Source organism: Mesorhizobium sp. WSM3866, assembly GCF_002294795.1.
Taxonomy (GTDB): Bacteria; Pseudomonadota; Alphaproteobacteria; order Rhizobiales; family Rhizobiaceae; genus Mesorhizobium.
In genome coordinates this window covers 93552-117192 of the sequence record NZ_NSGC01000006.1, presented here as the reverse complement: position 1 = coordinate 117192, position 23641 = coordinate 93552, and the positions used below count along the sequence as shown (strand labels likewise).

At 64.7% G+C, this 23641-nt stretch carries 23 protein-coding genes; 1 reads left to right on the top strand and 22 read right to left on the bottom strand.

Annotated elements, in window-relative coordinates; all coding sequences use genetic code 11:
• Positions 1-2: 2 nt before the first annotated feature.
• From CK222_RS15720 to CK222_RS15625, 20 genes are all read right to left on the bottom strand, one after another.
• A complete protein-coding gene (locus CK222_RS15720) occupies positions 3-629 on the bottom strand; it encodes a sarcosine oxidase subunit gamma family protein (protein WP_095801122.1) in 627 nt (208 codons plus the stop codon).
• On the bottom strand, positions 622-3603 hold the full coding sequence (locus CK222_RS15715) for a sarcosine oxidase subunit alpha (protein WP_095800956.1): 2982 nt from the start codon (positions 3601-3603) through the stop codon (positions 622-624). The genes CK222_RS15720 and CK222_RS15715 overlap by 8 nt, the downstream gene beginning before the upstream one ends.
• The gene (locus tag CK222_RS15710; RefSeq protein ID WP_095800955.1) at positions 3603-3878 is read right to left on the bottom strand and encodes a sarcosine oxidase subunit delta; all 276 of its coding nucleotides are present in this window, start codon (positions 3876-3878) and stop codon (positions 3603-3605) included. The genes CK222_RS15715 and CK222_RS15710 overlap by 1 nt, the downstream gene beginning before the upstream one ends.
• A gap of 10 nt (positions 3879-3888) precedes the next feature.
• Positions 3889-5142, bottom strand: coding sequence for a sarcosine oxidase subunit beta family protein (locus CK222_RS15705; protein WP_095801121.1), 1254 nt, complete (start codon positions 5140-5142; stop codon positions 3889-3891).
• A gap of 70 nt (positions 5143-5212) precedes the next feature.
• On the bottom strand, positions 5213-6520 hold the full coding sequence (glnT, locus tag CK222_RS15700; RefSeq protein WP_066988949.1) for a type III glutamate--ammonia ligase: 1308 nt from the start codon (positions 6518-6520) through the stop codon (positions 5213-5215).
• A gap of 37 nt (positions 6521-6557) precedes the next feature.
• Positions 6558-7886: an FMN-binding glutamate synthase family protein gene (locus tag CK222_RS15695; RefSeq protein ID WP_066988947.1), complete on the bottom strand. Its 1329-nt coding sequence runs from the start codon at positions 7884-7886 to the stop codon at positions 6558-6560.
• Positions 7887-7892: 6 nt separating this feature from the next.
• Positions 7893-8624 (bottom strand): GXGXG domain-containing protein, encoded by a 732-nt coding sequence (locus CK222_RS15690; protein WP_176477652.1) that lies wholly within the window; start codon positions 8622-8624, stop codon positions 7893-7895.
• 4 nt (positions 8625-8628) lie between these two features.
• Positions 8629-9525: a glutamine amidotransferase family protein gene (locus CK222_RS15685; RefSeq protein ID WP_095800953.1), complete on the bottom strand. Its 897-nt coding sequence runs from the start codon at positions 9523-9525 to the stop codon at positions 8629-8631.
• Positions 9526-9609: 84 nt separating this feature from the next.
• The gene (locus CK222_RS15680) at positions 9610-9939 is read right to left on the bottom strand and encodes a hypothetical protein (RefSeq protein WP_095800952.1); all 330 of its coding nucleotides are present in this window, start codon (positions 9937-9939) and stop codon (positions 9610-9612) included.
• Positions 9936-10625: a hypothetical protein gene (locus tag CK222_RS15675; protein ID WP_095800951.1), complete on the bottom strand. Its 690-nt coding sequence runs from the start codon at positions 10623-10625 to the stop codon at positions 9936-9938. Before CK222_RS15675 ends, CK222_RS15680 begins: the two co-directional genes overlap by 4 nt.
• Before the next feature lie 45 nt (positions 10626-10670).
• Entirely contained in the window at positions 10671-12074 is a 1404-nt protein-coding gene (locus tag CK222_RS15670) for an amino acid permease (protein ID WP_067327764.1), read from the bottom strand.
• Between the two features lie 14 nt (positions 12075-12088).
• Positions 12089-12250 (bottom strand): hypothetical protein, encoded by a 162-nt coding sequence (locus CK222_RS15665; protein WP_082953998.1) that lies wholly within the window; start codon positions 12248-12250, stop codon positions 12089-12091.
• A 15-nt stretch (positions 12251-12265) separates the two neighbouring features.
• Complete coding sequence (locus CK222_RS15660; protein WP_095800950.1) at positions 12266-12643, bottom strand: hypothetical protein; 378 nt, start codon at positions 12641-12643, stop codon at positions 12266-12268.
• A gap of 11 nt (positions 12644-12654) precedes the next feature.
• Positions 12655-12942 (bottom strand): hypothetical protein, encoded by a 288-nt coding sequence (locus tag CK222_RS15655; RefSeq protein ID WP_066988933.1) that lies wholly within the window; start codon positions 12940-12942, stop codon positions 12655-12657.
• Between the two features lie 300 nt (positions 12943-13242).
• On the bottom strand, positions 13243-13974 hold the full coding sequence (locus CK222_RS15650) for a helix-turn-helix domain-containing protein (RefSeq protein WP_067327766.1): 732 nt from the start codon (positions 13972-13974) through the stop codon (positions 13243-13245).
• 187 nt (positions 13975-14161) lie between these two features.
• Positions 14162-14947: a glucose 1-dehydrogenase gene (locus CK222_RS15645; protein WP_067327767.1), complete on the bottom strand. Its 786-nt coding sequence runs from the start codon at positions 14945-14947 to the stop codon at positions 14162-14164.
• A 12-nt stretch (positions 14948-14959) separates the two neighbouring features.
• Complete coding sequence (locus CK222_RS15640; RefSeq protein ID WP_095800949.1) at positions 14960-15724, bottom strand: SDR family oxidoreductase; 765 nt, start codon at positions 15722-15724, stop codon at positions 14960-14962.
• A gap of 108 nt (positions 15725-15832) precedes the next feature.
• On the bottom strand, positions 15833-17341 hold the full coding sequence (locus CK222_RS15635) for a sugar ABC transporter ATP-binding protein (protein WP_095800948.1): 1509 nt from the start codon (positions 17339-17341) through the stop codon (positions 15833-15835).
• Between the two features lie 27 nt (positions 17342-17368).
• Positions 17369-18307, bottom strand: coding sequence for a sugar ABC transporter substrate-binding protein (locus CK222_RS15630; RefSeq protein WP_095800947.1), 939 nt, complete (start codon positions 18305-18307; stop codon positions 17369-17371).
• A 113-nt stretch (positions 18308-18420) separates the two neighbouring features.
• The gene (locus CK222_RS15625) at positions 18421-19353 is read right to left on the bottom strand and encodes an ABC transporter permease (protein WP_245433061.1); all 933 of its coding nucleotides are present in this window, start codon (positions 19351-19353) and stop codon (positions 18421-18423) included.
• A gap of 293 nt (positions 19354-19646) precedes the next feature.
• Here CK222_RS15625 and CK222_RS15620 point away from each other — a divergent pair, with 293 nt between their 5' ends.
• Positions 19647-20609 (top strand): sugar-binding transcriptional regulator, encoded by a 963-nt coding sequence (locus CK222_RS15620; RefSeq protein WP_095800946.1) that lies wholly within the window; start codon positions 19647-19649, stop codon positions 20607-20609.
• Here the strand turns inward: CK222_RS15620 and CK222_RS15615 are convergent.
• Positions 20599-22098 carry an FGGY family carbohydrate kinase gene (locus CK222_RS15615; RefSeq protein WP_095800945.1) on the bottom strand — a complete coding sequence of 500 codons (1500 nt, stop codon included), beginning with the start codon at positions 22096-22098 and terminating at the stop codon, positions 20599-20601. The genes CK222_RS15620 and CK222_RS15615 overlap by 11 nt on opposite strands.
• A 123-nt stretch (positions 22099-22221) precedes the next feature.
• Positions 22222-23544, bottom strand: coding sequence for a homoserine dehydrogenase (locus CK222_RS15610; protein WP_095800944.1), 1323 nt, complete (start codon positions 23542-23544; stop codon positions 22222-22224).
• Between the last annotated feature and the right edge of the window lie 97 nt (positions 23545-23641).

Below are 23641 nucleotides of genomic sequence, written 5' to 3'. Positions count from 1 at the left end.
GCCTACGCCAATTCCTCGGAATGCGCGACCGTCACGCCATACTCCGCGGCCGAGTCGAGCATCGTATGCCACAGGCTTTCGGCAAAGGTTGCGAATACCAAGAGGTTGAACACGGCCTGGCCGTCTTGTCGGTTCTTCCCGCGCCAGAGCGTCACGCTGGTATGGTCGATCGAGGTGGCGGCTGCCGTGCCGACCGGGAATATTTCGGGGTGCAGGTCGATCGACGACAGCTTGGCCAGCATCGTGCGCGCCTTGTCGCCGGAAACGCTGATCAACGCGCGCGCATGTGATTGATCGGAAAGCGAGGCCAAACCGGCAAACACGCGGGCAAGGGTCTCCATCCTTTGCCCGCCGCCTCTCGACAGCACCAGAAACTGGTCCGGTCCTGACCAGATCAGCGTCGCGTCGGCCGTGTCGGCCGCCTTGGGTGTTTCCGGTGCGGCGACGCCGAAGCGAGCCTTCGCGGCATTGACCGTCTCGGCCGCCTTGCCGCGACGCGCCATCACCTGAACGAGGTCGAAATTGCGGATCTCGGTCAGCGACACGCCGGCTTCGCCCGGCGCGCCACAACGGCCGGCGACCAGGGCGCGCTCGAGCGGGCTGCGGATGTTCCAGGAAAAATCAGCCACGCTGGCGCCCTCCATCCGGATCGTAGAAGACGGAATTGCAGAGCTCGACATCGTACTCCTCGCCACGCAGCGGATCATGAGCGCGCACGATCTCACCAATGCGCGCACGGCCACGCTCGACGAGGCCGAGCCCGATCCACTGGTCGAGCACCGGTGAGAAGCAGACCGAGGTGATATAGCCCTGGTCGTTGTCTGGTCCGGGGGTCTCGCCCTTGGGAACGATGTGCGCGCCGGAGCGTAGGCGGCGCGCCTTGTCGGTCGGCTTGATGCCGACGACCACCTGCCGGTTCGGCGCGACGAGTGCTTCGCGGCCGGCCATGACGCGGCCGATGAAATCCTTCTTGGTCGACATCATCTTGCCGAGACCGAGATCGGCAGCCGTTGTGGTGCCGTTGAGCTCCGGTCCGGCGACATGGCCCTTTTCGATGCGCATCACGCCGAGCGCCTCGGTGCCGTAAGGCGTCACGCCGAACGGCTTTCCCGCGATCATCAGGTTGCGCGCCAGAGCCTCGCCGTAGCGCGCCGGCACCGAAATCTCGAACGCCATCTCGCCGGAGAAGGAGATCCGGAACAGCCTCGCCTTGATGCCGCCGCGCAGCTTGACTTCGCGCGCGCCCATGAACGGAAAGCCTTCGTTCGACAGGTCTTCGGCCGGATCGACGATCTCCTTCATCAGATCGCGGGTCTTCGGACCGGCGATGGAGAATTGCGCCCACTGGTCTGAGACCGAGGTCAGCTGCACGTCGAGTTCGGGGAATAGGACCTGGCGGCAGAATTCGAGATGCTGCATCACCAGCCCAGCCTTGGCGGTCGTGGTTGTGAGGAAATAATGGTCCTTGGCCAGGCGCGAGGTGGTGCCGTCGTCATAGACGACACCGTCCTCGCGCAGCATCAGTCCATAACGCGCTTTGCCAACTGCGAGGCTGGAGAACGCGTTGATATAGACGCGGTCCAGGAAGGCGCCGGCATCCGGGCCGTGCACGTCGATCTTGCCCAGCGTCGAGACATCGCAGAAGCCGACGCCGCTTCGCACCGCCTTGACCTCGCGGGTCACCGATTCCAGCCAGTCTTTTTCGCCGGGCAACGGATACCATTGCGCGCGCTTCCACAGGCCGGTGTCGACGAACACCGCGCCCTGTTCGGCCGCCCAGTGATGCGACGGCGTCAGCCGCGTCGCATGGAAATTCTCGTCGCGATGGTGACCGGCGAAGGCGCCGATGGCGACCGGCACATAAGGCGGCCGGTAGATCGTCGTTCCGGTTTCGGGAATGGATTTACCCGACACCGCCGCCATGATGGCGAGGCCGGCGACATTCGAGGTCTTGCCCTGGTCGGTCGCCATGCCGAGCGTCGTGTAGCGCTTCAGATGCTCGACCGACTCGAAACCCTCGCGCTGCGCCAGCTCGACATCGGACGCCGTCACGTCATGCTGCTGGTCGACGAAGGCCTTGCCTTTGCCGGCGACATGCCAGAGCGGCGTCAGCGAAAAGGCCTCGTCGTCGGCGAGGGGCGCCGATCCGGCGTTGCCGCTCCGTCCCGTATCGCGCGCCGCTGCCGCACCTGCCTCGAAACCTTCCCGCAGGCAGGCGCCAAGGCCGAAGGCGCCGTTCGCCGCGCCTGCCGCCACCATGCCGGGCGGCGCGCCGTCCGGCACGAAGGCGGCGATATCGTCGCGCCATTTCGGCCGGCCGCGATGATAGGAGGTGAGGCCGACCACCGGGTTCCAGCCGCCGGAGACGGCAAGCCCGTCGGCCTCGACTTCGGCGCGCGCGCCGCCGGTCAGCGACACGGAAATCTTGCGCACACCGCTCTTGCCGCCGTCGACGCCACTGACTGAGCCGTTGAGCACCGGGAAGCCGCCCTTGCCGGCCAGCGAGCGACGGGCCGGCGAAACGTCTGGCCGCCCATCGATCACCGCAGCGACCTGCAGTCCGGTTGCGATCGCAGCCTCCGCCGTGCGCCAGCCATCCTCATTGTTGGTGAACAGCGCAATGCGTCGCGCCGGTGCAGCGGCGTAGCGGTTGATGTAGCTGCGCATGGCCGACGCCATCATCACGCCAGGCTTATCGTTGCCGGCAAAGACGATGGGACGTTCGATCGCGCCCGCCGCGACGACACAGCGCTTGGCGGCGATACGCCAAAGCCGCTGCCGCACCTGATGCTCCGGCGGTAGGGACAGATGGTCGTTGACGCGCTCGATCGCGCCATAGGTACCGCCGTCATAGACGCCGAACAGCGTCGTGCGCGTCATGATGCGAACGTCCGGCATCGCCGCGAGTTCGTCCAGGGTACGGGCAATCCATTCGGCCGCCGGCAGCCCGTCGATCGTACCGCCATCGGCCAGCAAGCGCCCGCCGAGGACAAAATCCTCCTCGCACAGGATGACGCGCGCGCCGCAGCGCGCGGCGGCAACGGCGGCGGCGAGGCCGGCCGGGCCGGAGCCGGCGATCGCCACGTCGCAATGCGCCCATGCTTTGTCATAGCGATCGGGATCGGGAATGCCCGCCGCGCGGCCGAGGCCGGCGGCGCGGCGGATCGCCGGTTCGTAGATCGCTTCCCAGAATTTCGCCGGCCACATGAAGGTCTTGTAGTAGAAGCCGGCGACGAAAATCGGCGCGAAGAGCTGGTTGACCGCCATGACGTCGAAATTGAGCGACGGCCAGCGGTTCTGGCTGGCGGCCTCGAGCCCTTCATAGAGCTCGGCGGTCGTTGCCTTGGTGTTCGGCTCGCGCCTCGCGCCACTGCGCAGTTCGACCAGAGCGTTGGGCTCTTCCGAACCCGCCGTCAGGATGCCGCGCGGGCGGTGATATTTGAACGAGCGGCCGACCAGCTTGACGCCGTTGGCGACGAGCGCCGAGGCAAGCGTATCGCCCTGGAAGCCGGAGAGTGTCTTACCGTCGAAGCGGAAGCTGAGCGGCGCCGAACGGTCGATAAGGCCACCGGCGGGCAGACGGTTTGCCTGGTTGCCGCGCATCAAGCACCAACCTTGGCGGAGCCGGCGCCCGCCGCCGGCTCGACAGCCGAAATCTCATGCGTCAGCGTGTTGCGCTTGACCTTCAGCCAAGCCCGGCAGCCGCCGCCGTGATACCAATGCTCGCTCATCAGACCGGCGATGTCGTCGCGCAGGTAGACGTAGTCGTAGACGGCGTCTTCACCGGCATCGGCAGGCGGGCGCTGCGGCTTGGCGTCGCCGAGATAGGTGAACTCGCCGAGTTCGCGTTCGCCGCAGAAGGGACAGACTATGCGCATGGTCGGGTCTTCAATGGAGGTTTGGTTGGGCGCCCTGGCCCTTCTCGTCAATCATGGCGCCGCGCTGGAACCGGTCGAGGCGGAAGCGGGCGGCTTCCTTGTGCGATTGATCGCGGGCGATGAGATGAGCAAAGACGAAGCCGGAGCCAGGCGTCGCCTTGAAGCCGCCATAGCACCAGCCGGCATTGAGATAGAGGCCGTCGACCGGGCTCTTGTCGATGATCGGCGAGCCGTCCATCGACATGTCCATGATGCCGCCCCACTGGCGCAGAAGCCGCACGCGGCCGATCATCGGGATCAGCGCCATGCCGCCTTCGCAAACATCCTCCACGACAGGCAGATTGCCGCGCTGGGCATAGGAGTTGTAGCCGTCGATGTCGCCGCCGAACACCAGCCCGCCCTTGTCCGACTGGCTGACATAGAAATGCCCGGCGCCGAAGGTCATGACGTTGGGCAGGAGCGGCTTGATCGCTTCGGAGACGAAGGCCTGCAGTACATGGCTCTCGATCGGCAGGCGCAGTCCGGCCATCGCCGCGACGCGTGAGGAACTGCCCGCGACCGCCATGCCGACCTTGCCGGCGCCGATCCGGCCGCGCGAGGTCTCGACGCCGGAGACCTTGCCGTTGGTGTCGCGCATGAAGCCGGTGACTTCGCAGTTCTGGATGATGTCGACGCCGAGCTCGCTCGCCGCGTGCGCGTAGCCCCAGACCACGGCATCGTGACGTGCCGTGCCGCCGCGTCGCTGCAACAGCCCGCCCTGCACCGGGAAGCGCGCATTGTCGAAGTTCAGGAACGGCATCATCTTCCTGAGCGCCGCCTGGTCGAGCAGCTCGGCATCGATGCCGTTGATGCGCATGGTGTTGCCGCGTCGGGCAAAGGCGTCGCGCTGCGGGTCGGAATGGTAGAGGTTGATGACGCCGCGCTGGCTGACCATCGCGTTGTAGTTCAAATCCTGCTCCATCCGCTCCCACAGCTTCATCGACAATTCGTAAAAGCCGGTGTTGCCGGGCAGGCCGTAATTGGAGCGGATGATGGTGGTGTTGCGGCCGGCATTGCCGGAGCCGATCCAGCCCTTCTCCAGCACCGCAACGTTGCGGATGCCAAACTCGTTGGCGAGGAACCAGGCGGTCGCCAGCCCGTGCCCGCCGCCGCCGATGATCACCACGTCGTAGCGATCCTTCGGAGCCGCATCCCGCCAGGTCGGCTTCCAGGTCTTGTGGCCGGAGAGGGCGGCACGGGCGAGCGAGAAGATCGAGTATTTCATGAAATCATTCCGAGGCCGCTCGCCCACGCCGACTCTTCTCTATCGCATCGGATTGCACGGCCGACGGGCTTTAGATGTCCAGCGTGTGGTCGCGCTCCCACTGCGTGAAGTGCGAAGCATAGGAATTCCATTCCTGTTGCTTCAGCTTTAGATATGCCGACGAAAATTCCTCACCCAGCGCCGCCTTCAGCGATTTGTCCTTGTCGAACTCACGCAGCGCATCGAGCAGGTTGAGCGGCAGTTTCGGCGCATCCGTCACGGTATGACCGAACTGGTACATGTCGATGTCGTAGCGCTTGCCGGGATCGGCCTTCGAGCGGATGCCGTCGAGGCCGGCAGCGATGATCACTGCCTGCAGCAAATAGGGATTGGCGGCGCCGTCCGGCAGACGCAGCTCGAAGCGGCCCGGTCCCGGCACGCGCACCATGTGGGTACGGTTGTTACCGGTCCAGGTCACCGTGTTTGGCGCCCAGGTGGCGCCCGAAATGGTGCGCGGCGCGTTGATGCGCTTGTAGGAGTTGACCGTCGGATTGGTGATCGCGGCAAGTGCCGAAGCATGCTTCATGATGCCGCCGAGGAAGTTCCTGCCCTTGGCGGACAGGCCGAGCTCCTCCGAATTGTCGGCGAAGACATTGGTCTTGCCGGTCTCGTCCCACACCGAGATGTGCGCATGGCAGCCATTGCCGGTCAGGCCCTGGAAGGGCTTGGGCATGAAAGTCGCGCGCAGCCCATGCTTTTCCGCAACTGACTTGACCATAAACTTGAAGAAAGAGTGCTTGTCGGCGGTCGCCAGCGCGTGATCGAAGGTCCAGTTCATTTCGAACTGGCCGTTGGCGTCCTCATGGTCGTTCTGGTACGGACCCCAGCCCAGCGCCAGCATATGGTCGCAGATCTCGGCGATCACGTCATAGCGACGCATCACCGCTTGCTGGTCGTAGCAGGGTTTCGACGCCGTGTCGTACTGGTCGGAGATAGCGCTGCCGTCCGGCGAGATCAGGAAGAACTCGGCCTCGATGCCGGTCTTGACATGCATGCCGTCGCGGGCGGCCTCTTCGATCAGCCGCTTCAACGTGTTGCGCGGCGCCTGGTCGACGAGCTTGTCGTCCATCACGCACGTGGCCGCCACCCAGGCTACCTCCGGCTTCCACGGCAGCTGGATCACCGAATCCGGATCCGGCACCGCCAGCATGTCGGGGTGCGCCGGCGTGAGATCGAGCCACGTGGCGAAGCCGGCAAATCCGGCGCCGTCCTTCTGCATGTCGGCGATCGCCTGCGCCGGCACCAGCTTGGCACGCTGCCCGCCGAACAGGTCGGTGTAGGAGATCATGAAGTATTTGACGCCGTTCTCCTTGGCGAATGCGGCGAGATCGTTCCCCATTATAGTTCCTCGCTTATGTGATCCTGGATGGTGTGTCCTAGAAGCCGTTCTTCCCCGGTATCCAGTTGGTGCCGGCAAGCGGCACGCCGGCCATGGCGGCTGCTTCGATGCTGAGCGCGACCAGGTCCTCGGGCTCGAGATTGTGCAGGCTGTTCTTGCCGCAGGCGCGGGCAATGGTTTGAGCCTCGAGCGTCATCACCTTCAAGTAGTTGGCGAGCCGCCGACCGGCGGCGATCGGATCGACGCGCTTCATCAACTCGGGATCCTGCGTGGTGATGCCGGCCGGGTCCTTGCCTTCGTGCCAGTCGTCATAGGCGCCGGCCGTGGTGCCGAGCGCGTTGTAATCCGTCTCCCAGCGCGGGTCGTTGTCGCCAAGCGCCACGAGTGCGGCGGTGCCGATCGACACCGCGTCGACGCCGAGCGCCAGCGCCTTGGCGACATCGGCGCCGTTGCGGATGCCGCCGGAGACGATCAGCTGCACCTTGCGGTGCATGCCGAGGTCCTGCAGCGCCTGCACCGCCGGCCTGATGCAGGCGAGCGTCGGCTGACCGACGTTCTCGATGAATACTTCCTGGGTCGCGGCGGTGCCGCCCTGCATGCCGTCGACCACGACGACGTCGGCGCCGGCCTTCACCGCAAGCGCGGTGTCGTAATAAGGACGGGCGCCCCCGACCTTGACGTAGATCGGCTTCTCCCAGTCGGTGATCTCGCGCAGCTCCAGGATCTTGATCTCGAGATCGTCCGGGCCGGTCCAGTCGGGATGGCGCGAGGCCGAGCGCTGGTCGATGCCCTTGGGCAGCGTGCGCATCTCGGCGACGCGGTCGGAGATCTTCTGTCCCAGCAGCATGCCGCCGCCGCCGGGCTTGGCGCCCTGTCCGACGACAACTTCGATCGCGTCGGCACGGCGCAGGTCACGCGGGTTCATGCCGTAGCGCGACGGCAGGTATTGGTAGACCAGCGTCTTCGAATGGCCGCGCTCTTCCTCGGTCATGCCGCCGTCGCCGGTAGTGGTCGAGGTGCCGGAAAGCGTCGCGCCTCGGCCGAGCGCTTCCTTGGCCGGACCGGAGAGCGAGCCGAAGCTCATGCCGGCGATGGTGATCGGGATCTTCAGCTCGATCGGCTTTTTGGCGTGGCGCGAGCCCAGCACCACGCTGGTGTCGCAGCGCTCCCTATAGCCTTCAAGCGGATAGCGCGAGATCGAGGCGCCGAGGAACAGGAGGTCGTCGAAATGCGGCAGCTTGCGCTTGGCGCCGGCGCCGCGGATGTCATAGATGCCGGTCGCGGCCGCGCGGCGGATTTCGGAAAGCGTGTAGTCGTCGAAGGTCGCGGACTTGCGTGGCGTCGTTGGCGGGTTGCGGTAGGTCATCTTGCCTCAATACGCGTCGGCGTTGTCGATATTGAAATTGTAGAGCTTCCGGGCCGAGCCGTAGCGCTTGAACTCCGAAGCCTCGACGTCGGTGACGCCGGCCTTGTCGAGCAGGCCCTGCAGCAGTTCGATATGCTCGGGCCGCATCTCCTTGGCGATGCAGTCGGCACCCAGGCTTTCGACCTTGCCGCGCACGAAGAGCCGCGCCTCATAGATGGAATCGCCCAGCGCGTCGCCGGCATCGCCCAGCACCACCAGATTGCCGGACTGCGCCATGAAGGCCGACATGTGGCCGATATTGCCGTGCACGATGATATCGATGCCCTTCATCGAGATGCCGCAGCGCGAGGAAGCATTGCCCTCGATGACCAAGAGGCCGCCGCGGCCGGTGGCGCCGGCATACTGGCTGGCATCGCCTTTGACCACGATCGAGCCGGACATCATGTTCTCGCCGACGCCGGGGCCGGCCGAGCCATGCACGGTGATCGCGGCGCCGTCATTCATGCCGGCGCAGTAATAGCCGACGCTGCCGCGCACATCGATGCTGATCGGCCGGTCGACGCCGACGGCGACCGAATGGCTGCCTTTCGGGTTGAGCACTTCCCAGGCGGTCTCGTTCGAGCCGGGGGTCAGCTGATGAAGCGCCTGGTTCAGCTCGCGCAGCGACTGTTCAGCGAGGTCGAAGACCCTCGCATGGCCTTGCTCGCGCTGCGCCTTCGGCATGGGTGTTGCAGGCATGAACTCAATGCTCCCAGAAATAGACCGTTGCAGGCTCCGGCTCCCAGACCCTCGCATTGTCTATGCCGGGCAATTTGGTGAGCGCGCGATATTCCGAGCCAAACGCGACATACTGGTCGGTCTCGGCCATCACGGCCGGCTTGCAGGCAATCGGATCGCGCACAACGCCGAAACCGTTCTTGGTCCCGACGACGAAGGTGAAAAAGCCGTCGAGGTCGGAGAGCGTGCCTTCGAGTGCCTCGCCGAGATTCTTGCCACGCGCCATCCGGTTGGAGAGATAGGCGGCCGCCACTTCCGTATCATTCTCCGTCTCGAAGGTCATGCCTTCGCGCACCAGCTCGCGGCGGACATTGTTGTGGTTGGAGAGCGAACCGTTGTGCACCAGGCACTGGTCGGCGCCGGTCGAGAAGGGATGCGCGCCCATCGTAGTGACCGCCGATTCCGTCGCCATGCGGGTGTGGCCGATACCATGTGTGCCGGTCATCGAGCGCACGTCGAAGCGATGGACGACGGCTTCCGGCAGGCCGACTTCCTTGTAGATCTCGACCGCTTCGCCGGCACCCATGATGCGGATATCGGGCCGAAGCGACTGCAGCGCCTCACGCGCGGCGTCGACCTTGTCGGGCGTGGTGCGGATAACCGCATGCGTCGACTTCACCGCGACGCTCACCGGCGCGCCGACCCCCTTGGCGAGCTCGACGTCGAGGCCGCGGAAATCGCGCTCGGGTTTCGGCGACTGCACGGTGATCTTGGCCTCATTGCCGGTCGCCGCGCCATAGATGGCAATGCCGGCGCTGTCCGGACCGCGGTCGCTGAGCGAGATCAGCATCTCCGACAGCATCGCGCCGAGCTTCGGCTCCAGCGTCTTGTCCTTGAGGAAAAGTCCGACGATTCCGCACATGTCAGCCTCCGACGTTTGTGGCTTCCAGATGGTGTACCGAATGAGATCCGCGAATTCAATGGCATGAAAGAAATTTTCCTCTGATTATATTTCCGTTCTCGCGCCGCCTGTAGCGTTGTCGCCGTCGGGATGGCCGTGGGCCCATATCGCGTGGCGAACGCGCGCTATCCTGTAGGCATCGAGGATCGACAGCGCATAGATCAGGAACCCGCCGGCATGGCGACCGATGAAGCTGGCATCCGCCGGCGCCACCTTGGTTGTGACCCAGCCGAGGATCACCATGAAGAACAGGAACTGCAGGCCCCGCGCCGGCAAGCCGAGCATGACATGTCCGCTGCCCGGCAGGGCGATCGCGGAGGCCAGCACAAGATAAGGGTTCGAAGGCCGGGCGGCGGGTTCGGTGGCGTTGCTCATGCGGCCTGCCTCTCGCACTGGTTGATCGCGTCGCGAACCGAGGCTGCGGCTCCGAGCAGTTTTCCGATCAATGCCGGATCGAGCCTCGCGTCGCCGAAAGCGGCTTGCCGGAACACACCGTAGCGCGCCCGATCGGCCTGGGCCAGCAGCCACACGATGCGCACGCCCTTCGGCGTGATCAGCAATTCCTTGGCGTGGCCTTCGGCAAAGATCCCGGCATGCGCGGCGATCACCTCCTGCGGGAAGACGACGCCTTTGCGGTTTGTCCGCAGCACCGCCTCGTCGGGGAACGCCACCGTCTTCGGAAGGGTGTGTTCGAGATGGTCGAAATTGGAGAAGGTCGTCGGCGATCCCGGCCGCATCATCATATCGAAAACACCGGGCACCGCGACAGGCTCGGTGATCGACACGCTGAGCCAGCGCGTGGGAAGCTTCCTGGTTGCGAGCGTGTCGACGATGGTGCGCACCTGCGCGCGCTCGCCGTTATGCGAACCCGCCCAGGTAGCGACGCCGGCCGTGCCGTCGGAGACGTCGATCGCGTCGCGAATGACGGCGCGAACGGCGGCCTCGTCTTTGGCGAGCGCCGCCCTGGCCCTGTTGCGGCTGGAGCGCGCAAGCCAGGCAAGGTGAAGGACGACCGCAAATACGATCGCCCCGGCAAACAAGACTGACGTCAACTCAGACATCTCGACACGCCAAGACCCGCCGCCTGGCGGCGGGTCTTTTTCCGTTCAATAGCCCTGCGGCTTCGGCCAGGGCATGGTGAACTGGTCGCCGCGGCGCACGAACTTGTAGCGGTAGAAGTGGAACCACAGCGAGATCAGGAAGTAGAAGGCGATCATCGCGATCAGCTGCGAGCCGAAGCCGAGGAAGATGGCGAAGAAGGTCACCACGCACAGGCAGAACAGCACGATCGCCGGCAGCGGATGGAAGGGATGCGTGTAGCCGCGGCGGATCGAGCCGAGCGGCCACTTCTTGCGGAACATCATGATGTTGATGCTCATGAAGGTGTATTGCAGCACGCCCGACAGGATCGAGAAGGTGATCGCCTGGTTGAGATCGGCGATGAAGGCGAAGGCCAGCGCGATCGGCAGCAGGAACAGGATCGACCGATAGGGCGTGCGATACTTCGGATGCACCGCCGAGAACCAGCTCGGCAGGTAGCGGTCGCGGCCGAGCGAGAACCAGGCGCGGGCGGCGTCATTGATGCAGCCATTGGCCGAGGCAAGGGCTGCAAGCAGCGTCGCGATGAAGAGCAGGTTCTCGAGCAGCGGGCTGCCGGTCAGCTTGCCGGCGTCCCAGAGCGGATAATAGGTGATGCCGAGATATTCCCACGGCATCAGCGAGGCGCAGACATACCAGGTCATGGCGGCGGCGATCAGAAGCGTGATCATGCCGGCCATCGTGCCATAGGGCAGGGAACGCGCCGGCGAGCGCACTTCCTCGGCCGCTTGCGTGGTGCCCTCGATGCCGAGATAGTACCAGATTCCGAACTGGAAGGCGGCGATCACGCCGATCCAGCCATAGGGCAGCGCGTTGCCGGGAGTGACCAGTTCGTTGAGCTTCAGCACCGCCCCTTGCGTCCATGGACTGACCGAAAAGAACAGGATGACGATCGAGATATAGGCGATCGCCGTGATGACGAAGTTGACGTTGAGCGTCATCAGCACGCCGCGATAGTTGAGCCATGCCAGCACGACGATGGTGGCGGCGATGAAGGAATTGTGGGTCAATCCCTCGACACCTGCTTTGGCAACGATGGTGTCGCCGAGCAGGATCGCATCCGAGACTTCGAGCATCGTGTAGGCAAAGACCAGGAACAGCGCGACGTTGAAAGCCATCAGTGGCCCGACGATGTGCTTGGCCTGCGCGTACTGGCCGCCGGCGGCGGCGACGGTGGACGTCACCTCGGAATCGATCATGGCGACCGAGGTGTAGAGCAGGCCGACGATCCAGCAGACGATCAGCGCGGCGAGCGCGCCGCCCTTGTCGGCGGCAAAATTCCAGCCTGTGAACTCGCCGACCAGCACGATGCCGACGCCGAGCGCCCAGACATGGGCGGGGCCAAGCACGCGTAGCAGTGAGACCCGGTCGCCGTGGACCACCGTTTCTCTCGTTTCAACCGCGACTGTCATTGGTGAGGCTCCACTCAGATCCGGTGCTTTTCGGAGACGGCTTCAAGCTCGCCTTCGCGCGAGGAGGTCAGCGTCTCCTCGGAATAGGTCGTGTCGACCTTGAACCAGTCGTAGAGCATCCACAGCGCGAGCAGGATCGAGATGCCCCAGCATGCGTAAGAGACTGTCATCCACATGATCGTGTTCCCGGGTTACTTGCCGTCGAACTTCTCGTTGATCACCTCGCGATATTCGCGATCGGAGGCGCGGAACATGAAGACGAAATAGGCGATCAGCACCACCGCCATGATGATCAGCGTCGGCCAGTCGATGATGTAATGGAAGCGGTTCTGGATGATGTCGTGGGCGGTCTCCGGCGTGTAGCCGAGCTTTTCCCAGATTGAGGCCATGGTCGCGTTCTGGCCGAGCGCTTCCCAGGTCTTGGCGTCGAGCACGTCGATCGATTTCGCAGCACCCGCGAGGCCGAGTTTCAGCGGCAACCAAAGCGCCACGAAAATGGCGACGACGACGACGGCGATGTCGAAGACCTGACCGGCCTTGCTCTGCTCCGGCGGAATGTAGCGGGACATGCTTTCTCCCTTCAGGACTGGCGGTTGCGGAACGCATCGGCGTTCTTGATGTCGAGGCCGTAGATGAAATCCTTGTCTTCCTTGTAGTGGTTGAGCATCGCCAGGATGGCGGCGGTGTTGAAGATCAGCACCGCGGCCGCGGCGATCACCACCACGAGCTTGATCCCGCTGTCGGGGATGTAGGCCCAGGTCATCAAGAGGACGAAGAGGATCGTCGCCCAAAGGCAGACGATCAGGAGCACGGATCCGCGCACGTCGGAACGGTACAGCGCTTCGATGCGCTGCTTAAGGTCGGACATCGGTTTTTCCCCTTTTCTCGACGTCCGGCCCCGCAATCGACCGGGCGTCCACTCTTTCAACAGAGTGAAATTTTTTTCATAAGTTCTGCCCGAACCGCGAAGTTGTCAAGCCGGTTTTCCGTTCGGTAAACGGTTTGGGGGTCCGCCGCAGGATTGCCTGTGGATAAAACTATTTGCCTGCAGGAAAATTACCGCGGACGGCACAACGCCGGCACGAGCTGGTGGAAATGCCACGGAAATGCTTCGCGAGGTCGGACCTTCGACGAATGCGTCACCGAACGATGTCCGGGTTCGGGTTGGTCAGGTCGTGCTGTTCTGCGGATAGCAGATGATGGAGAGATAGCGCATCGGCAGCTGTGTCAGTTCTTCCGGCCCATGCGGCGCATCGGCATCGAAGAACAGGCTGTCGCCCGGCTTCATCGGATAGAGATTGCTGCCGTGCCGGTATACGACCTCGCCCTCGAGCATATAGAGGAACTCCATACCCGCATGCTGGAAGGTCGGGAACACGTCGGAGTCCTCGGTCAGCGTGATCAGATAGGGCTCCACCACCACGCCGCTGGTGTTGGCGCCGATATGTCCAAGCAGATTGTACTGGTGGCCGGCGCGTGTGCCGCGCCGCTCGACGTCGACGCCTTCGCCGGCCTTGACGAAGACGGCGGCGCGCTCTTCCTCGAAGCGGCGGAAGAAGGCGGTGACCGGCACGCCGAGCGCCCGCGACAGCGCCTGCAGCGTGGTTAGCGACGGCGAGGTGATGCCGTTCTCGATCTTCGACAGCATGCCCAACGAAATGTCGGTGGCGGCCGCGAGATCGGCGACGGTGATGCCCAGCTTCTTGCGGAAGGCGCGCACCTCATGGCCGATCGCCACCTCCAGCACTTTCTCGCGCGTGTCGCGGACGGCGTGCGGATTCTGCGTCAGCGGCGCGCGGATGGTTCGCACGGTTCGCCCGTCCGCCGAGACGCTCTTCGGCAACGGCTTGGCTTGGGCGCTAGCGCTGGAAGGCTTGGTGTCGGTCGTCTTCTTCGCCATGGCGCCCTCAACTTTCCGCCGATTTATTTCACTCGAGGTGAACATATTCGGTGGCGATACAGGAGCGCAATCACGGCGGCAAGCCGTCTTATGTCGCAGAACCGGCGATGAAATCGGCTGTCGCGACCCGGCTGCCTGGGTCGCAGTGAGGCTGGCGCCGCGGTCACTCAACGCATCGCAGGCCTTCTCACGACATGATCAGGCCGCCGTCGACATTGATGGTCTGTCCAGTGATGTAGGCCGCGTCATCGCTGGCGAGAAAGCTGACGAGGCCTGAGACGTCTTCGCCGCTGCCGGCGCGGCCCATCGGGATGTTCTTCACCCATTCCGCCATCAGCTCGCCCGGCTTGTAGTCGCCGAGCAGCTTGCCCCATGCGGTGTCGTTATAGGCCCACATGTCGGTGTCGATGATGCCGGGGCAGATGGCATTGACGGTGATCTTTTCCTTGGCCACTTCCTTGGCCAGGCTCTGCGTGATGCCGACAACCCCGAATTTCGACGCCGCGTAATGCGGCGTGTAGATGAAACCCTGCCGCGCCTGGCCGGACGCGGTGTTGATCAGCCGGCCGCCTTGGCCGTGCTTGCGCATGCGCGCGATCGCTTCCTGGCAGCACAGGAACACGCCTTTCGTGTTCACCGCCATCACCTTGTCCCACTCGGATTCCGTCATCGCCTCGATTTTGGCGATGGTGATGACGCCGGCGTTCTGCACCGAAATGTCGACCCGACCGAATTCATTCTCCGCGAGATCGTAAAGCGCTTCGACCTCGTCCTTCTTCGTCACGTCCATGCGCATCGAGGCGACCTTCGCGCCCGCAGCCTTCAGGCCGGCGGCGACCTCGTCGACGCGCGGATCAATGGCGCTGATCACGACCGCCGCACCTTCCGCCGCGAAACGCCTCGCCATGGCCGCACCGATGCCGCCGCTGGCGCCTGTGACGATTGCCGTCTTTCCTTCGAAACGCTTCTGCACTTTTTCTTTCTCCTACCAGCAGACGAAGCCGCCATCGACGATGAGGTCGATGCCGGTGACGAAGCTCGCGGCCCGGCTCGCCAGGAACACGGTCGGCCCGACCATTTCCTCAGGCCTCGCCATGCGGCCCATCGGCGTGTCGCGCTCGAAGATCTTGACCTGCTCGGCGACCTCCGGCCGCTTGTTCATCGGCGTCAGCGTGTAGCCGGGGCTCACCACATTGACGCGCAGGCCGCGATCGGCCCACTCCATGGCGAGGCTCTTCGACATGTGGATCACCGCCGCCTTGGACGAATTATAGTGCGCCTGCGTCAGGCCGCGGTTGACGATCGAGCCGGACATCGAGGCGATGTTGATGATAGAGCCTTTGCGGCGGGGCAGCATGACGCGCGCCTCGGCCTGGCAGGACAGGAACACGCCGCTGACATTGACGTCGTAGAGCTTCTGCCACTTCTCCATCGGCAGCGTCTCGGCGGGTTCGGCACCGGCGACGCCGGCATTGTTGACCGCGATCGTCAGCGCGCCGAGTTCCTTTTCGACGCGTTCGACCGCTGCCGCGAGATCGCTCTGCGATGTGACAGTTCCGGTCAGCACCAGCGCCTTGCGGCCGAGCGCCCTGATCTTGTCGGCCGTGTCTTCCAGCCCGCCCTTCGAGCTGTGGCCGAAGCAGGCGACATCGGCGCCGGCTTCCGCCAAACCGATGGCGATCGCTTGACCGATGCCGCTGCCGGCGCCCGTCACCAGCGCCACGTCGCCATCAATATCGAACAGTTTCATCTTTCTCCCTCTCCCTGAAAGAAGGGGCGCCAGCCCTGCTGGCGCCCCGCGCGGTCCGGTGCTTGGGAGGCTATCACCTGCTGCGCTTTATTCCCATCTGCCGTGCCCTCAGCTCGTGGCGAGTTCCATCACGGCGACATTGCTTGCTTCGTCGCGATCGAGGATGCCGCGCTGGCGGCCGCGGCTCAGCACCAGAACCCGGTGCGAAAGCCCCAGCACCTCCTCGAGATCCGAGCTCACCACCACCACGGCCATGCCCGAGCGGGCAAGGTCGGCGATGACGTCGTAGATCGCCGCGCGGGCGCCAACGTCGATGCCGCGCGTCGGCTCATCGAGGATGAACACCTTGGGCGGCCGCGACACCCATTTGGCGATGATCACCTTCTGCTGGTTGCCGCCGGAAAGTTTTGAGACCGCCTGGTTCGGCCGACCCTTGACGCCGAGCCTCGATATGCCGGCCTCGGCGAACCTCTGAACCGCTTTGGGAAACACCCAGCCCTTCGGTGCGACATGATCGAAATTGCCGATGGCGAGGTTCTCGCCGATCGTCTGCTCCAATACGACGCCCTGTTCCTTGCGGTCCTCCGGCACCAGCACGACGCCGGCCCTGATCGCCGCCGCGGGGCCGCTGAGATGAACAGGCTGGCCCGCGACCCGCACCGCGCCGGACGAGATTGGATCGGCGCCGGCGATCGCCCTGACCAGTTCGGTGCGGCCGGCGCCGATCAGCCCGGCGATGCCCAGGATTTCGCCCGATTTCACCGCGAACGAAACATTGTTGAAGCTGCGCTCCGGCGAGGACAGGTTCTCGACTTCGAGCACTGTCTCGGTACCCGGCGCCGACAGCTTCGGGAACATGCGTTCGACGCTGCGTCCGACCATCTGCTCGACGACCGTGCGCACCGGGATGTCGGCGCGCTCGTGCCGGGCGACGATGCGGCCGTCGCGCATTACCACCACACGGTCGGCGATCTGAGCGATCTCGTCCAGCCGGTGGCTGATATAGATGAAGGACATGCCTTCGGCCTTGAGCTTGCGGATTTGCTTGAACAGCAGCTCCGTCTCCTCGCCGCCGAGCGCGGCGGTCGGTTCGTCGAGGATCAGAAGCTCGGCATTCAGCGTCAGCGCCTTGGCGATCTCCACCTGCTGCTGTGCCGCGACGCGCAGCGTGCGCACCTTGCGCTCCGGCGAGACGTCGAGGCCGAGGCGCTTCAATTGCGCCGAGGCCTTCGCGTTCATGGTTGCCCGGTCGATGCGGCCGCCCCGCATCGGCAGCCGCCCGACATAGACATTCTCCGCCACCGACAGGGCCGGCAGCAGCTTCAATTCCTGATGGATCATGCCGACGCCGGCCTCGATGGCCGCGGCGGGATTGGCGGGGGAATAGGGCTTCCCCCGCCAGATGATGGTGCCGGCATCGGGCTTGGTCGAACCGGCGATGATGTTGGATACCGTCGATTTGCCGGCACCGTTCTCGCCGAGCAGCGCCACGACCTCGCCCGGCCGCACCTCGAAGCTCGCATCGGCCAGGACCTGCACCGGTCCGTAGCTCTTGCAGAGGCCGTTGACGAAGAGCCCGTTATGCGGGCTTTCGCTTTGGCGAGGTTCAGTGGACATCGTGGCGCTCTCTCAACGGTTGCCGCCTTACGGATGCTTCTCGATGAATTGCGCGACATTGTCCTTGGTGGTCAGCGTCGCGTCCTGCAGTTGCTCGGCCGGCAGCTTTTCGCCCGCCACGATCTTGATCGCCGAGTCGACGGCGAGCCGGCCCATGCCTTGCGTCTGCTGCGTCGCGGTCACGTCGAACACGCCCTCCTTCAGCGCCTTGAGCGCCGCAACGTCGCCGTCGAAGCCGGCGATCCAGACCTTGTGGTCGGGGTTGGCGACCTTGACCGCCTGCGCGGCGCCCAGAGCCAGCGCGTCGGCCTGGCCGAAGATGATCGACACGTTCGGATGGGCCTGCAGCAGGTCTTGCGCCAGCTTGAAGCCTTCGTCCTGGTGCCACTGATCGCTCCAGAGCTCGCCGACCACCTTGATATCCGGATAGGCCTTGAGCGCCTCGCCGCAGCCCTTGGAGCGGTCGACTTCCGGCGTCGTGCCCTTCTGGCCATGGATGATCACCATCTCGCCCTTGCCGCCGGCCTGCTTGGCGATGTAGTCGCACACGCCCTTGGCCGAGTTGACGCTGTCGGTAGCGATGAAGGTGTCGCCGGGCGCGCCGTCGGCGTTGCGGTCGACATTGACCACCGGGATGCCGGCGGCCTTCGCGGTCTTGGTCGGCACCGTCGCGGCGGTGGCGCCGGCCGGGATATAGATCAGCGCGTCGATGTTCTGGGTGACGAGGTCCTGCACCTGGCTGACCTGCGTGGCCGAATCGCCCTTGGCGTCGACAGTGATGACCTCGATGCCCTTCTCCTTCGCATAGGCTTCGACCGACTGCTTGATCTGGTTGAAGAAGTCCGCCTGCAGATTGGCGACGGCGAGGCCGAGCTTCTTGGCGTCCTTGGCCGAGGCGGCATCGGACAGGCCGAGCAGCGGGACGATGGCCGCGGCCGCAAGCAGCAGTGAACGTTTGGTCAGCATGTTTTTCCTCCGTTGGTGTTCAATCTGTCCGCCTGCGCATCGCGGCGCCCTCGGCCGGACAGTCCCAGTCTCGGATCGACCGATCCGTTCCGCCCGGACATCCGGGCGAATTCCTATTGGCGGCGCCGCCGCCAGGTATCGGTGGCAACGGCCAGCGCGATCACCACGCCGATCACCACCTGCTGGATGAAGGGTGACACGCCGAGCAGGTTGAGGCCGTTGCGCAGCACGCCGATGATGAGGACGCCGATCGCCGTGCCGCCGATCGAGCCGATGCCGCCGGAAAGGCTGGCGCCGCCGATCACCACCGCGGCGATCGTGTCGAGCTCGTAGCCGACGCCCGAGCTCGGCTGCACGGAATCGAGCCGGGCCGCGAGCACGATGCCGGCCAGTCCCGCCAGCAGTGCGCAGATTGCGTAGACCCAGTTGGTCAGCGACTTCACCGGAATGCCGGAGAGGCGGGCAACCTCGGCGCTGCCGCCGATCGCGTAGAGGCTGCGGCCGGTGGCGCGGTAATTGAGGAAGATCGCGAAGACGATCGCCAGCACGATCATCAGCCCGACGGTGACCGACAGGAAGCCGAAGTGGCGCACGATCGAGAGGTTGGTGAACCAGTCGGGAAAGCCGACGATCTGCGAGCCGTCGGTGATCATGTTGGCGAGGCCGCGCGCCACCGACATCATGGCAAGCGTCGCGATGAAGGGCGGCAGTTTCGTCACCGTCACCAGCAGGCCCGACACCAGGCCGCAGAGGGCGGCGACGACGAGCGCCGCGGCGATGCCCGCCGGGACGCCGAGATTGAGATAGTCGGGATAGGCGACATAGCCCATCACCATCGAGGCCAGCGCCAGCACCGAGCCAACGGAAAGGTCGATGCCGCCGATCAGGATGACCAGCGTCATGCCAATCGCCATGATGCCGAGGACGGTCACCTGGTCGAGCACGTTGAGGATATTGCGTACCGTCAGGAAGGTGTCGGTGGTCAGCGCCAGGGCCAGGCACAGCAGCACCAGCCCGATCAGCGGTCCCATCGTTCCGGCAAACAGCGCCGAAAGCTTCGTACCGGAAGCGGCCTGCGCGGCGCCGGTGCCAGCCTTCAACTCGCTCGTCTCGTTGCTCACGGCCACTTCGTCTCCTCCGTCAGCGGTTAGGCGTGCCTTGCCTTCCGCTCTTGTTCACCAGGCATCCTCCCTTGTGAACAATTTATCTTTGATCTGCAATTTTGTTCAGCTAAAACGTTCATCAGAAAATTGTCAAGTGCCGCGCAGCCATTCGGCGGCAGTTTGCGTGAACCGACAGTTTGCCATAGGGAAGTCGAGCGCATACGGAGGCATAAAGCATGGCGGTGATCGAGAACGACAAGGTCTCGCGTTTTCCGGATGCCGAGCTCAAGGCCCGAGCCGCCTGGCACTATTATGTCGAAGGGCTGACGCAGGAGCGGATCTCGGAGATCCTCGGCGTCGGCCGTATCAAGGTGCACCGGATTCTGTCGGCCGCGCGCGAGGAGGGCGTCGTCCAGTTCCGCATTCGCGACAGCGTCGTCGAATGCGTGCAGCTGGAGGAACGCCTGAAGCAGCGCTTCGGCCTCAGCCAGGCGGTGGTCGTGCCGTCGGCTGCCGACAGGAGCAACGCGCCGCTGATGATCGGCCATGCCGCCGCCGCCTATCTCGCCGACAACGTCAATGCGGGCGACGTTATCGCACTGGGTTGGGGCAGGACGCTGAAATTCGCCATCAACGAATTGCCCAGGCGGCCGATCGCCAGGACCACGGTGGTCTCGATGCTTGGCGGCCTCACCCATGCGCAGCCGCTCAATCCGACCGAGAGCGCCTGGGAATTCGCTGAGAAGATCGGCGCAGAATGCTATCTGCTGCCCGTGCCCGTCTATGCCGACAGGCCGGAGCAGCGCGATGCCTTCATGAGCCAGCGCAGCGTCCAGGATGTGGTCTTTAGGGCGCGGCGCGCCAACATCGCCGTGCTCAGCGTCGGCTCCTTTTCCAACGACAGCCCGATCGCCAATTACGGTTTCATCAAGCCCAGCGAATTGGAGGAATTGCAGGCGGCGGGCGCGGTCGGCGATATCCTCTGCCACTTCATCGATGCCGAGGGCCGCATCGTTGACCATGAGGTCAACCGCCGCGTCTGCGCCTACCCGCTGCAGGATCTCTCCGACATTCCGACCACCATCCTGGTGTCGGGCGGGCGGGAGAAGATCGCCGTCATGCGCGCCGCACTTGCGAATACGAAGGTCTCGGTGCTGATCACCGACGAAGACGCGGCCAAGGGGCTGCTTAGCCGGTAGTTCCGGTAATCGCGCCGAGCCGCGTGTGGATATCGCGTGTCGCGTGATAGAGATCACGATAGACTTCTTTGCGTGCGCGGTAGGTCGGAACAAGCGCCTCGACAGGATCGACCTGGCGTGCCGGCCGTGCCGCCATCGCCTTTGCCGCTTCTTCCGGTGACGCGAACCAGCCGATTGCCGAGGCCGCGAGCATGGCGGCTCCCAGCGCCGCTGCTTCGTTGACCGGCGAGACGAAGAGCGGGCGCTCGAGCACGCTCGCCATGATTTCCATCAGCAGTGCGCAATTGGTGCCGCCGCCGGCCGCGATCATCGCGTCGGCCTTGCCGGTCTGTTCCTCCATCGCCTCGGTGGCGATCGCCTGCTCCAGCGCTATGCCCTCCAGCACCGCGCGGAAGAGATGCTTTGGCTCGTGATCGAGCGACAGGCCGACGATGGCGCCGCGCGCCGAGCCGTCCCAGTAAGGGCTCATGACGCCGGCCCAATAGGGCATGACGAGCAATCCGTCGCTGCCTGGCGCGACTTCCTTTGCAGCCTTTTCCAGCACCGCGGCCGAAGGCGCGCCGGTAGTGCGCACGATCCAGTCGACCAACTGCATGCCGGAACGCAGCACCGTCTCCAGCATGAAGCCGGAGCCGGTCGGCGAAACCAGCGTGCGGAATGCATCCGACGTTGTCACCGTACCGGAATAATTTCCGCTGACGACGCCTGAGCCCAACGACAGATAGCTTTTGCCGGGCCCGTAGACTCCCATGCCGAGGCCCATCGCCTGGCCGTCTCCGGCGCCCGCAATAACCGGCGTGCCGGCCTTCAGGCCGATCGCCGCCGCGACGCTTTCCGACAACGTGCCGCAGACCGCGCCAGGGGCTGCGAGCTCCGGCAGTTGCTCCGGCCGCAGTCCCGCCGCCTCGACCAGCCTCGGGTGCCAGACGCCATGCGCGATGTCCAGCAGGCCGAGCGGATCGGCGCTCGCCGTGCTGGTGACCAGTCGCCCGGTGAGCCGGTGGACGAAGAACGCGTGCACGTCGACCACCGCGGCCGCTTCCGCCAGCGCCTGCGGCCGGTGCTCCATCAGCCAGGCCAAAGCGTAGAGCGCCGGCGTCGGGTCCGGCGGCTTGCCGCTCCAGTCGCGGATCGCCTCGCGGCCGAGTTCTTCCGAAAGCCGCGCCACCTGGCGGCGGGCGCGTTCGTCGAGCCACAATATGGCGGGAATGAGCGGCTTGCCGGCGTTGTCGATCAGCGTGAAGCTCTCGCGCTGGTGCGCGATTGCGATGGCTTTAACGCGTGAGGCATCGATCGCCTTGGCGACTTGTTGCAGCGCCGACAGCAGCGCCGCCCACCAATGCTCGGCGTCCTGCTCGAAATGGCCGGGCGCCGGATTGGAAAGCGGATAGGTCTCGCGTGCCTGGAAAAGCTCCGAGCCGTCGCGCGCGAAAGCAATCGCCTTCACGGCGGTTGTCGAGGCGTCGATCCCGATTACCACATCGTCCATCAGGCTGGGATCCGGAGGGTTAGAGCATGTCGCGCAAAAGTGTGCAGCGGTTTTGCGAAAACGAGATGCATAAAAACAAGGACCTAAAGCGCGTCGCCTGGATCCGTTTCCGCGCGACGCGCTTTAGGCCGCGTTGGTTACGAACCGTCCGTCCGACTGGTCGAGACGACGGCGGATCTGGGTTATCACCATCGAATCGTCGGGTACACAGTTTTCATAGGTCAGGAAGTCGCCGGCCTTGACCGGCTTCACCACCTTGGCGCGTTCGGCAAGCCCGAGCGGCAGCGCGCCCTTGGCGCGCGCGTCCTCCCAAGTCATGGCGAAGCCGCGGTAGTCGTTCTCGCCGATCATGCCGAGCGACTGGCCGGTGCCGAGACTGGTCTTGGCCACCGCCACCGCCTCGGCCACGGGATGGTCGAGCGGTTCCATGTCGGCGCGCTTGTAGACCACGGCGCGCGCCGCCGACAGCGGCACTTCCAGGCTGGTGAGGTGATAGGGCCGGAAGATCGTGAAATAGGGGCCCCTGCCGACCTTGAGGTCGATCATTCGCTCCAGCACGCGCGGATGCTTGGTTTCGATGATGCAGAACACCCCGGGCGCGACGCCCTTGCCGATCGAATAGTCGACAACGCCCTTGCGATGAAGCACGCCGCCATCCTCGCGCGGGCAGAGCACGCTGGCGAGTTCTTCTAGCGTCGCGGTAGGGCCGTGCATGCCTGGCACGTCGGGCACCAGTCCCGTCGCGTTGGCGATCGCCACCATCTCGATTGCCGTCTTCGAGCCGTCGACGAACTCGACCAGCATGCGCGCATTCATGTTGCGCTCGGCCGCCTCCTTCTCGTAGTCGGCCGGCACGGCGTCGAACTTCAGCGGATTGTTCTTGCCCTTGCCGGCGGCAACGATGTTGAAGCCGAGGCTTCTGGCGAAGCCGATGATCTCCAGCGTGCAGGCAGGCTCGTCGCCCGCCGCACCTGTGTAGACGACGCCGGCCTTGCGCGCCTCTTCCTTCAGAAATCGGCCGATCGTGATGTCGGCCTCGACATTTAGCATGACGATATGCTTGCCGTTCTTCATCACCTCGAGCGCAAACAGCGTGCCGACATTGGGATTTCCGGTTGCGTCGATGATCACGTCGATGCGGCCGGCGGCGGCGAGCGCATGCAGGTCCTCGGTGACCGCGATCTTGCCGCCCTCGATGGCGCGATCAATGGCCGGGGCATTGGGCGCCTGCACAATATCGGAACGATCATGGCCGGCCAGCAGCGCCGCATCGATCGCCGCCTGCGGCCTGACCTCCGAAATGGCGCCGATGCGCATGCCCGGCATGAGTGCGACCTGAACGACGATATCTGTTCCCATCTGTCCGGCGCCGGCGAGACCGATGGTGATCGGTCCTTGTTTCTCAGCGCGCTGCAGGAGTTCCGCTGCGAATTGCGGATGGGACATGTCGCTTCCTCCGGTCCTTGGCGCCGCCCGCGCCGCGATCACTCTTTGAACATTCCTATGACCGTTTGAAAAATATTTCAACCGCCATTTCGGCGGT